Source organism: Clostridiales bacterium (assembly GCA_015243575.1).
Lineage (GTDB): Bacteria > Bacillota > Clostridia > Peptostreptococcales > Anaerovoracaceae > Anoxybacterium > Anoxybacterium hadale.
Genome location: CP042469.1, coordinates 706,342 through 718,071, shown reverse-complemented (window position 1 = coordinate 718,071; position 11,730 = coordinate 706,342). Strand labels below are relative to the sequence as shown.

Below are 11,730 nucleotides of genomic sequence, written 5' to 3'. Positions count from 1 at the left end.
TACAATTCGTAATCCCTGAGGAGCTCCTTATGTTTCCTGGGTTCTTAATTAAAACTAGCTATCGGTCGTTTACTGATGTCAAGTTTCAAACGCAATTCCAAGAATCTTGCCCCTTCAATTGGATTATATACATACTGTTCAATATCATAAAATCCAAACGATAGATACATTTCTTGTGCTTTTTCATAGTTGGAAGGGTATCGAGCCTCATATAACTGTAGTTTAACTTTCTGGCTTCTTCAATGATCAATAAAATAAGCTTTTTACCAATCCCTAACCCTCTATATTCGTCGAGAACATATAGCCTTTTCATTTCACATATGCTATCAGAAATCTTACGCAGAGCAATACATCCTGCTCTTTTACCATCAACCAATGCTAATACTAAAGCCCCATCGGGTAATCCATATTGTCCTGGTAATGTCTTAAATTCCCTCTCAAAATTTTGAAAAGCAAGGTCTATTTCTAATGACTGGGCATACTCTAAAAAAAGCTGTTTAATTTCTTCAATCATATATGCACCAGTAATATACTTGAACTCAATAATGTGTTCTTTTTCACCTGATTTCATAATATTCCCTCTTATAAATATTCCTAAAACGAAGCTAATTGGCTTTGTTCCTATTTCCTGAATGAACGTTCCGTTCATCACATATTGAAGGCGAAACCTGCAGACGATGACTAACCACTCTTCAATATCAAAGGTCTCTGGTTTAATTCTCTCGCTTGAAACATAGCCTAACGTTGGTTCTGCTTATAAAATGGGCATCTCTCTTTGATACATTCCTTATTTCGATGATGGTATTTGCAGATGATCTGTGATTCTGTATCCATTGAAATTCCTAAAGCCTCTTTAGTAAAATCTATCGCGGTCATCACAGCTAATATCGAATTTCGTTTACAACATCTTGGCCCTCCACAATCCGCAATGGCACTTAATGATTTTGATGTCATCCTGTTTGGTAAAGCCCAAACCTTTTCATTTAGCGGTGTAGAACCAGTGACAATACTCATAAAGATTCCGGAGCCAACTGCAGCACCACAATTTCCCCAATATCCGCAAATTCCGCCCGGAACATTTTTCCCACGTTCAATCGCTTCCTTGATACTCTCCTCAAGATTTATCTTTCCCCCACAATTCTTATAAGCAGTTAACAATGTACAAGCGACCAAAACATGATGCTCAGGTCCATGCATAGCCACCGGCTTGAAATCCATTAAATGCTCTAGAATATCGAGGGGGCTTGTTGCTGATGACGTGGTGCAAAAAGATCCAATCAAATCATTAACATCTTTACCGTGACATTGATCACATACATAGTGTCCATTTTCACATACCACATAGGATTGGAATGTGCCGTTACATAGTTCACATCTTTTTTCTTCGGCAATCTGCTTGTATATTAAGGGCCTGCCGCAAATCAAACAGTTCTCTCTATTCTCCACAATATTGTCCTTGCTTTCTTACCCTCCTTTGACAAGGGCGGGTATTATTTATTTCAATATTACGATAACGAAATTATAATATCCCTTACCATTCTGACCTTTAGCCGCAGCATCCGGATGAGTTACACTACCTTTTAATGTAGACAGTATATGGAGCATCCATGTGATACCCTAATTTTTCTGCTAATGCAACAGAATGTAAATCGTGTGCATCCCAACTCGGATAGAATTCGCGCTGTAAGCACTCTAAAATCAGTCTTGCGCTGCAGGCTGCTGCAAGTCCCTTTCGCCTGAATTCCGGTTTTGTATCAACTTCGATCTCGATTCCGCCGTTATAAACCGTATAGGAGGAAGCACCGGAAACTGGCTTTCCCTGATGGATCACAGCAACGCCGATACCTCTTTTCCGATAATCATGATAGTCTGCAAATTGTGAACAGAGATCTTTTGACCAATCCTCCTGGATTATGTAGTCGTAGATTTCCTGGTCAATCAATTTAAGAGTATACTTTTCATCCACCAAAGTTGCATATTCAGCTAGTTTTTCAGCGTCAAAAACATCCGGTTCCTTTTTAATTGCATATCGCAGGACTTTTTCTACACGGTCTCCCCAAATAAATTCAATCAATTCGCACCATTCTAGATTTCGGGGGACAATAATCGGCGCTGCAGCCTGTTTCACAAGGTCAGCGTTAGGCATTCCCGCATAGAAGCAAAAATCTCCAACCACTATCTGAGCTGCAGTTGGATTTTCATTATGATCTGCAATGGCATACCCCATGCATCCCTGCAAGCATGACCAGATTAACGTTTCCTTCCATTCCGAAAAGAATGGAGCAATTTTTAGTAGATCTACCATCATCAAGCGAGCCCTTTCGTCCAATCTAAGTAATCAAAAAAGCATTTTCATTATAATTTATAATCACTGTCTCTTAAGGATGGCTTTGTTTTACCTCTCACTTTGCCAAAAACGTAACCGCTCATAAAGATAATAACCATAAGAAACAATCCAAATAGCTGCATTGACGTTACTGATATTAGTGAAATCGAGTTTGCCTGGGATTCGAATATAATCGCAAATTTCGCCGTCAGTAAATTCGTGTTTGCAACGAAATACTGGGATACCCCTGCAATGAGCATATTTCTGTTGTCATCATTGCAGCCCCAAAATTGCCAAAAGTATGCGATCAGGCTAATTAGTCCTATACCGTTGCCAATTATTGTTGCTTGGATAATATTCCAAGCGATTTTGGAATATTTACTTCCCAGATAAAACCAAAAGAACAGAGTAACGCATGGGATGAGATAGTAAAGCAACAACCCCAATCCCGGTATCAATAATGTAAGATTCAATATGTAGCCCGTAACTACAGGAACTAGCGACAAAAGTATTAGAATATTTTTTTTCATGTTGTTGTCCTCTAAGGTATGAGTTATTCTCATCAACATATAGGTTAATCGAGATAACCCTCATCAACAAGCATCTTGCCTGCAATTCGTACGGCATCCTCTATACATCCATCACAGCTCCGCAATACCGAACCGCCTGTCATGCCCTTTAACTCGCTGCAGAGGACAGAGCCATTGATATCCTTAAAAGCCTTGGATAGCTCCTTGACTTTACGATAAGTTACTTGCTTTGTTTTAGGACCGTCGATGCCAGCCCCATCCGTTGTCAATCCGGTCAGCATAAAAGCACCCGTCAAAGCGCCGCAGGTTCCCTGAAAATCTCCCATGCCTGCGCCAAAGCCCTCGGCAACCCGGAACAAAGTCTTTTCATCAAGCCCGATTACATCACTATACACACACACTACACATTGCGCGCAGTTATATCCTTTTTTATGAAGGCTGAGAGCCCGTTCTACCCTATCTTGCAGCATTTTAATTCTCCTTGTTTTTCTTGAGTATAAAGATTTATGATCACTTTAGCCAGCTTTAGCATAACTACGCTCATAATAGAACCTTGCCTTTTTGAAGTTTCATAATATGATAGCAGAGATAGTCACCATTATCAGTAAGTATTTTATGATAGCTGGTCTCCTGATACCCTCATTTACGATACATTGACTGAGCTGGAAAAGAAGCTGCTACCACTATTTCATCATAGCACGTAAAAAGCTCTTGTTCCATCTTTACAGCACCTTTGGGATAATAATTGGGAATATATAGACAGAATCGTTTCACTGACAAGTTCTTTTATAATATTAGTTTGTTCCAATTTTTCAAGAATTGCCTTCATAACAATACCTCAATATAAAACCAATAGAAGCCCAAATGCCGAGCCTCCTGAGTAAACCAGCATTCTTCACCATTAAATGATTTATCTCACTAATCAAACCAAATTTTGAGGTAATCCTGGCAAATATGCAGTTTAAACTCTGTAATCAAGATGTGCGTCAATCGCATTTTGCAGATCAGTTTTTTCAGGGAGATCTTTTCTAAACGTGCCCTCTAATACATAATATTTCATTTTCTTAGTCCTTTCTAATTTCTGTTTATTTTTAGCCTTATCCTGAGGTTGAATCTATAAAGGTAATAGCGTTGCATTAGCAACGCGTGAATGATTAGGTTAATTCTGTTCACTTTTGCAAGAAAAATTGGATATCTCTTCATTCTGAATTTCATAATTTTCAACTTCAATATAAAGTGGCAAGCGTTTTTTCATTTTCAGAAACAATTTAAAAGGATAGAATGTTAATAATCCTAAAATCGTTCCAAATATAACGCTTAATAGAGGGAAAACTATTAAGCCTAGAAGCCCCCCTACAAAACCTGTATATACATTTGCCCCAATATTTACATAAACAGGCCCGTTAAATATCCCAGCTATGAATCCTAAAATACCTATAAGAATACCGAGGCACATTGAAAACACGAAAAATAACTTCATGAATGAAGTAAATTTAATATTTTTAATTATTATTTTGTTCATAATTGATTTCCTTTCTGCAATAATAACCCGTTATTGTCCTTTTGGTATTATGGATCCCGTGACACCCACAGTTCTCTACGAATTCATTATTTTTGCTATAATGCGCAGCTGAATTTCGTGCTTATTTAAGTGCATTGGAGGATGAGCCAACAATTATCAAAATTTAACTTCAATAAATCCTCTGCCATTATGTAAAAATAAATTCTCCCAACATCTCCCCAGAGCATTTCATAATTCTCGGCTTCAATTGATTCAAGTTGAAATAGTAATTGCCATTTTGTGCAGTTTTCCTTATACTGTTGCAATTTGTCTACAGGAATCTCTGTGGTTGTTCCCGTATAAACACCATTTGAAGTTTCTTCACAGCTTAACAACATACCTCCCTGAATTAGATTAGCGTAACCAAGAAGCTTATTGATACTAACTTCATCGGATTCCGGAATAATCTTGTTCCTTGCTTCATCATATGCATCCCATTTATCATATCCGAACTCATTATGCCACTCAATAAATTCCTCAAAATCAGGAAGTTCATTCTTTGAAGAAAACACAATAGACATCTCTGGTAATTTATATTCTTCTATTAAATCCGAAGGAAAGTCTGTACTTTTTAGTTCTGATATGTTCCCCGGATAATAATAAACCCTTGAACTACCCTTATCATTCGGGTCAAAGCCCCAAGTCGTTGAAGCAAGCTCGTAAAAAAAATAAATCATACCTTTTGAAGGCAATAAATTGTCTTTATCAAATTTGTTAGCTTCTTCGCAATTTATATGAGCAAGAAAACTGAGTGGGCGTCTTTCAATTATGCCGTCATAGGATTCGCCTTTATAATAAAACCACTCAAAATCAGCTGGCAAATCTGGTTTACCACCTATTTTAGAACTTCCAACAGGACACCCCTTGTCAGTGTTTAATTCATAGGCAATTCTTATGCTAGATTTTTGCATCGGTTCGAGTAAACTTTCAAAATTCATGTTATCCTCCCTATTAGCGTTAATCCCTTTTGAATTTTGAACACATCCAGAAAGCATTATTAGGCTTAAAATAATCGTCAGTACTCTTAAATACTTATTCACGACTAATGTGCTCACCCCCATATACAATAAATTAAATCGATTACCTAATTATACAAAATTCCCAATGAGGTTTCATCACATTATGAAGATTAAGCGGGCAGATCCTCTTCCTCAGATTTGTTAATGTTCTACACTGGGCTGACATTCCAGTTATTGCTATAATACGAAGCTCAGACCTGTCGCTTTAATTAGTAAGTTAAGGTAACTGATTTACTACTTATCCTCAATTCGTTCTATGCCTTCATTTGCAAGAGTATTTGTTTCTTCAATCAATTTCTTCAGTTCTTCATTAGGTTCTAAATAACTGTCCATCGCGTAAAAGTTAAGTGGTGCCCACAGCTTGATAATTTTCATTAGGTTCTCTTTATGATAATCAATAGATTCCGGTGGAATTTTGTCATTTAAGAGCATTATATAGGTGTTTAAGGCAGAGTAATCAAGATAGCTTAATTTATTGTTCAAGTATCGGAATTCTCTTGTGTAATCCCCGTAAAGAAAATAGTCTCTGCATGGCCCATGAATGATATTATAAAACTCTTCGCTGCTTATCTGTTGACCCTCATATGTTTTAATTCCGTCTCTTAAATTTATTAATTGTTGTTGTGTTATGTTGAGATTTGAATAGGCACTGTATTCCAAGACATCATTTACCTTGTGTTTATAGTCCGAGCAAGTCTTCCAAAACCAATATCCACCGCTAAGAATAATTAATATTAAAACGACGATTACTATGTTTTTTGTTTGTGTTTTCATTAAAAAATCTCCTTTGCATTACGATATCAATGCCATATTGTTCAATCAGTTTCACTACTTATTAAAATTAAGCCGGCAGATCCGCATCCAGATTTATGGATACTGCGAAGCCTGCAGCTCTCTATAAACACTTAATTTTTGCTATAATGCGCAGCAGGAATTTGGCGTCCTATTTTTAATTTGTTTGTGAAATCAGATTAAGGAGGATGCTCATTTTAATTGAAATGCACCACTATCTCAGGAAAATCCTTTAAATATTCTGCCTCAATTGTAGGAACTATGTAGGTTGCATAATTCTTAAGTCCAAGCTCAATAGTCTCACTTGGCATAGCCACCTCACTTCGGTCTGTTACATCTACATAAAAAGCATAAAACGGCATAAAAACTTCATCATAACATTGTGTCTTGTACCCGATTACTGCTCCCACAATGTCGCTTTCGTTAATTGGTTCTTCCAGTGGCACAATGCTATAATACTGTCCCTCAAGAAGTAATTCTTTTGCTTCATTATAGGAAATCGTAGGATATTTACCCACAACTTCACCCGAAGACCACTTGTAACTATCCCAAGTAATGCTATAGAGAAAACCATTCTCAAAGTACAAACCAACAGAACTGAAACTATCATCAGCATCTACCAAGTTACAGTTGTAACTTCGTTTACCATTAAAAGTATAATCATGACTTATAAGTGGCGTAGGATTTTCAATTCCGCACAACTCCAAAAGCGGTTTTAGTTCTTCCGAAACATAATTGGAAGCTGTGATATACGACTCCCTACAGCCGTCAATTTCCATTGGCAATTTAAAAGACTTATTGAATTCCACACTTACATTTCCGTTGCCACTAACATAAATTTCTATTCCCTCACAATTAATACGCAAATAATTATTGTTATGGCCATTTTCTACTTCTATAATATTCTCACCTAAGCGATCAGCAACAGAATTTCCAAGTTCTAGCATATCATTCTCAGTCAAAGGTGCTAAAGGTACCCCGGCCCCATCTGTCACATATTTATTTTTATATACTGCCATAGTCTCAGGGATGCCGTCGGCCATAAAGAGATGCTCTCCAAGTATTTCCTTAATGTTATAAGCAAGTGGCCATGCCAAAACGTCACCTCCGCTTCCCATTGCAACCTCTATATTGCCGTTTTTTTCTTCTATTTTAGTATTATTATCTTCATTTGAACGATTACAAGCCCCCAAACTAATTATAAAAATGAATATCAACAAGGCTGCCAAAATCTTTTTCATAATACTCCTTTATCTTCAAGTTTCTCATCCATGCCATTTAGCGTTCATAACTGGTTAATTTCACATCATAATGAAGATTAAGCAGCCCGATCCGAAATCCCATTATTCCTGAAAAGAATTCCAAACAATATCAAAAGCACGATATATAACAACTGTGAGACGAAAAATACTATCAGTAAAATATTAGGTGTTACTCCCAGCTCCACTATATACGAGAAGATAGAAATCTGAGTGGTCACTCCTAATGCAATATTGAAAACACCAAGTAAAATTAAGTTGACTTTAAGTAGGCTTAATTTCTTATCTCGTTTTTCTCTAATAAATTGAACGTGGATTGTTAGAAAGCTAACGCCTTTAAGAGTAATAAATATAGATTTTAAAGTGGTTATTGAATATGTAATAAAGTCCGAATTAAAAAGCTGAATAATATTGATGAAGCTTTCAGCTATTTGAAATGCAATCAGGACAATTATCAGGAGATTCGAGATTCGTATCGCATACTTTTGGCTCAATACATACTTAAAATTGATCATTAGATATGGGAATATAAGGATTGAAAGCCAGACTAGTATCAATCCTGTATATTGAAACACCGATGAAACAATTAACAGCACATATAAAAAGCAAATTACTTCTGAAAGCTTGAAATTGATTATTCTATCCACATTACCTCCGTGTTGAACCCCATATCCCTAAATTCAAATTTAAAACCTTTCACTATGACTTCACCAATCTTTTAGCTTATACTTTTCCAGAATTTTTTCCATACTTATCTGAAGAAGAAAACAACCATTAAAACAACTAAAATTAAAAGCGAGGCAATAAAGCTAAGTATCGAAACAAGTCTATTATATTCCCAGAATTGCAACGCTTGAAGGAGCATCACTAATCCTAATAAAGGTTCTGTTATTTTAATTGCATCTTGCCACCTCCGGTAAGATATATAGCAGCAAATAGGATAACAAAAAACGAAAGAGTCAGACTAAGAACTATTAATCCTTTTTCATATGTAGATTTTTCTTTCCATTTCGGCATTTCTTTATTCATAATAACCCCTTATATATTCTCTGAATCCAATCTTAAACAGTTAATAACAAATCAATACAATATTTACAACTTAATGAAAATTACACCGCAGATCCCAGTTGCCTGTAATTGCTACAATACGCAGTTCGAAACTGAATTCATAAGTTTTTAAATATGAAGAGAGAATCTATTTAGAAACCCTCTTATCAAATTTCTTTTGTTTACTTACTACCCATCTTAGTTCTAATTCATTAATATCGAAATTCTTATTACAATCTTCACATCTAAAAAAGATTTTCTTGTTATAGACATCACCATATAAATACGTATGGCTAATTTTCTCAATACCTTCGTTCATTTTAGTAATCCCTTTTTTACGCTTAAGCTTCAATCCGCAATATGGACAATCTTTTTTGTGAAAAAGTAATATGAACAATTCTTTGGGGCTTAAAGAGCTCTTATAAATTACTCCCAAAGGTTTCTCATTACCATTTGTATCTTTTCTATTTGCAGTAATAACAATTATAATAAAAAATGCTACAGCTAATAGAATAACAACAATCGAGATCAGGAATTCACTAAGGTTTTTCTCATTTAAAAAATTAAAAACCTCCAAAACTAACGCAAAAGAACAAGTAAATAATATTAAAGCTAGAGTAGCGCGTGTAAACTGTCTTCTAGAAATTTCTTTTCTTTTTTTCATATTTGTTCCCTCTAAAAAACTAAGGCTTTTTCACTACATAATGAAGATTAATCCCATATCCATTATCCAGGGTTTATGGATAACACGCACATCGCGGATCTCTGCAAATTCATTATTTTTGCTATAATTCGCAGCTGAAATTTGATGGTCTTATCTTTAATTAAGTCGTAAGATAATTTTGTAGTTCTTCATTTTTGCTCATAGTCATTCTTCTCTATCTGGATATAATAGATTACAAAGAATGTAAGCATAAGCACGATAATGGCTGCCTTGCCACCTGCATCAAACACGGTATCAGAATCCTGCTCGTGAAAGACCGTATCGAAAATTAGGGCGGCGGATAAAACGATGGCGCCCAAAATCTCTCTAATCTTTCTATTTGGTTTTTCAGTGTCTTTGATCTTTTCATGATCTAAAGTTTCTGCCACATGACTTATCATCCTTTTTTATTCAACATCATATGATTAGATCGAGAATTAATGAAGATTAAGCCTGTAGTCCCCGGATTTCAATTTGGCGAATGATATTCTTTCATCCCCACTATGATTTTCCAGATGCTGCCCACGGTCATCACAAGACCGAACGCTCCTACTTCAAATATTTTAACTAACTGCAGAACAGATTCCATAGGCTGCAGTGTCTGATTTCTATAAAAAATATCCAACGGTAATGAAAATAATGGGGAGTAAATCCGGCTTCTTAAACTAACCTTAAAGTATTGCTATAATGCGCAGTTCATTATATTTACTCGTTTATAAAATCAATAAAATCCTTTACGAGCTGACGAGTATTTGCTTTGATATTTTGTTCAGCAATATCTTCATAATATTCTAATTCATGAATAATCACAGGGATTTCATTCTTGAAATTACTTATCATAAAACCACTTCCATGCAATTCTTTTACTACATCAACCAAAACATCTACGAATTCTTGTGTGATTCTATAAAGTTGTTCATCATCGACATCATTACATTCATCGGTTTCAAACATTTCTTCATATGTAAAGAAGGGTAGCTGCTTTGATAAAATCCATTGTTTTACTATTTCAGCGGTTTCATTGATTCCAAAAACTAATTTATCGTTCTGCAACCAAAATGCATAATTCCACCTTGCTTCCAAAGGACTACTTGCTCTTGAAATAGCTTTTTTATATTGGCACTCCGTGTTATAACCTAGTGTAAAAGTTGGTCGGCATGGATTGTCATTATAGTCATTAACAAATAAAGACATTGCATATATATCATCATCTTCCCATGTTGCAATAATCGGTTTTATCCTTGATATTATCTCTTCTACTAGATTTATTTTATCAGCGCTCAAATCTTTAGTCTCCTTCACATCATATTACCTATGAGGTTTCATCACACAGTGAAAATTAAGCCGGCAGATCTCCACTCTTGAGTTTATGGAAACTGCGAAGTTTGCAGCTCTCTGCAGATAATCAATTTTTGCTATAATACGCAGCTGAACTGAGAAGTTAATTTTAAATAGATTGGTAAATTAAAATTTTAAGTAGTTTTAGAAGAATTACTTTTTTGTTTTAATAAAGCTTTCATCTCATTAATAACTCTTTCCCTCTGTATTTTTTCAATTTCAATTGATTTTAGGTTTAGAAACTTCTTTACTTTTTTAAATCTATTATTCTCTTTATAGCGGTAGTAATTATCTTGAAGATTAGAAACAAGGTTTATCCAGGACGAATAAGTTGAACCAGTTCCTCTACAACAACTATAATTCTGTTCTACATTTAAATTTCCAATTATTTCAAATCTAGAACTATATTTTTTGTAGCCATGACTAGAATACCATGAATAATCATATACCTTTGCCTTTAAAATTTCTTGTATTGTTGGTTTGGTTTTTTTGTTTATGAAAGCTTCTAAAATCAGATTTGATCCATATTCTTTATCTTCATTTTCACTTTCTAAAACGATCGCTCCAGAGTATGTACCGTTATCTAAATTAATAACTAATACAGTACCTTTATCAAAAATTGCTGGTTTAAACTTAATAATCTTTGCCTTTTTGGGATTCTTCTTTTTTACTTCAATCCTTTTTAAAAAATCTGATAGAGCTTTCTCCCTTTTTGTTAATGTAGAGCTGCTTGCACCTAATTCTCTCCATACTTCTATATTTGTGCCATCCTCAATAATATTTTTAACTTTTTCAAAGATTATCGCATCTCGATATCCGCATTCCCAACCCGAATATGCTAGCGCAAAAAATAAGTTATGCAATTGGTCTATTTCTTCTTTATATTCAGATTCATATTTATGTAACATAGCTTTAGTTATTTCATCAAAAGGTTTCCCATCGTTAAATTGCTCAATTATATCATCATAGAAATCCATGAAATCATCATTTGCTTTAATACCAACTCCCCAGGTTCCCATATAATCCTCCGTATCTGTTTGTAGATTTATTTAAAAAATCATTCCTATTATTATTTTCACTACATAGTTAAGACTAAGAAGTCAGATCCCGCTTGCAGATCTAGAGGGTTTGACCTTTTATTTATTGCTATAATGC

12 protein-coding genes and 1 pseudogene are annotated in these 11,730 nt (G+C 35.1%); all 13 read right to left on the bottom strand.

Annotation, left to right across the window (positions count from 1 at the left end):
* Window positions 1-44: 44 nt before the first annotated feature.
* Window positions 45-571: pseudogene (locus FRZ06_02970) on the bottom strand (GNAT family N-acetyltransferase).
* A gap of 167 nt (window positions 572-738) precedes the next feature.
* Entirely contained in the window at window positions 739-1,446 is a 708-nt protein-coding gene (locus tag FRZ06_02965) for an SAM-dependent methyltransferase (GenBank protein ID QOX62393.1), read from the bottom strand.
* Window positions 1,447-1,573: 127 nt separating this feature from the next.
* On the bottom strand, window positions 1,574-2,308 hold the full coding sequence (locus FRZ06_02960) for a GNAT family N-acetyltransferase (GenBank protein ID QOX62392.1): 735 nt from the start codon (window positions 2,306-2,308) through the stop codon (window positions 1,574-1,576).
* A gap of 47 nt (window positions 2,309-2,355) precedes the next feature.
* Window positions 2,356-2,856 (bottom strand): hypothetical protein, encoded by a 501-nt coding sequence (locus FRZ06_02955; protein ID QOX62391.1) that lies wholly within the window; start codon window positions 2,854-2,856, stop codon window positions 2,356-2,358.
* A gap of 44 nt (window positions 2,857-2,900) precedes the next feature.
* Entirely contained in the window at window positions 2,901-3,326 is a 426-nt protein-coding gene (locus tag FRZ06_02950) for a C_GCAxxG_C_C family protein (GenBank protein ID QOX62390.1), read from the bottom strand.
* 689 nt (window positions 3,327-4,015) lie between these two features.
* On the bottom strand, window positions 4,016-4,378 hold the full coding sequence (locus tag FRZ06_02945; GenBank protein QOX62389.1) for a hypothetical protein: 363 nt from the start codon (window positions 4,376-4,378) through the stop codon (window positions 4,016-4,018).
* A gap of 125 nt (window positions 4,379-4,503) precedes the next feature.
* Complete coding sequence (locus FRZ06_02940) at window positions 4,504-5,484, bottom strand: DUF1963 domain-containing protein (GenBank protein ID QOX62388.1); 981 nt, start codon at window positions 5,482-5,484, stop codon at window positions 4,504-4,506.
* Window positions 5,485-5,670: 186 nt separating this feature from the next.
* Window positions 5,671-6,210 (bottom strand): hypothetical protein, encoded by a 540-nt coding sequence (locus FRZ06_02935; GenBank protein ID QOX62387.1) that lies wholly within the window; start codon window positions 6,208-6,210, stop codon window positions 5,671-5,673.
* A gap of 215 nt (window positions 6,211-6,425) precedes the next feature.
* On the bottom strand, window positions 6,426-7,469 hold the full coding sequence (locus FRZ06_02930) for a hypothetical protein (protein QOX62386.1): 1,044 nt from the start codon (window positions 7,467-7,469) through the stop codon (window positions 6,426-6,428).
* Window positions 7,470-8,682: 1,213 nt separating this feature from the next.
* Window positions 8,683-9,198, bottom strand: coding sequence for a hypothetical protein (locus tag FRZ06_02925; protein ID QOX62385.1), 516 nt, complete (start codon window positions 9,196-9,198; stop codon window positions 8,683-8,685).
* 188 nt (window positions 9,199-9,386) lie between these two features.
* The gene (locus FRZ06_02920) at window positions 9,387-9,626 is read right to left on the bottom strand and encodes a hypothetical protein (GenBank protein QOX62384.1); all 240 of its coding nucleotides are present in this window, start codon (window positions 9,624-9,626) and stop codon (window positions 9,387-9,389) included.
* Between the two features lie 316 nt (window positions 9,627-9,942).
* On the bottom strand, window positions 9,943-10,521 hold the full coding sequence (locus FRZ06_02915) for a hypothetical protein (protein ID QOX62383.1): 579 nt from the start codon (window positions 10,519-10,521) through the stop codon (window positions 9,943-9,945).
* A gap of 188 nt (window positions 10,522-10,709) precedes the next feature.
* Window positions 10,710-11,594 carry a hypothetical protein gene (locus tag FRZ06_02910; protein ID QOX62382.1) on the bottom strand — a complete coding sequence of 295 codons (885 nt, stop codon included), beginning with the start codon at window positions 11,592-11,594 and terminating at the stop codon, window positions 10,710-10,712.
* Window positions 11,595-11,730: the final 136 nt, after the last annotated feature.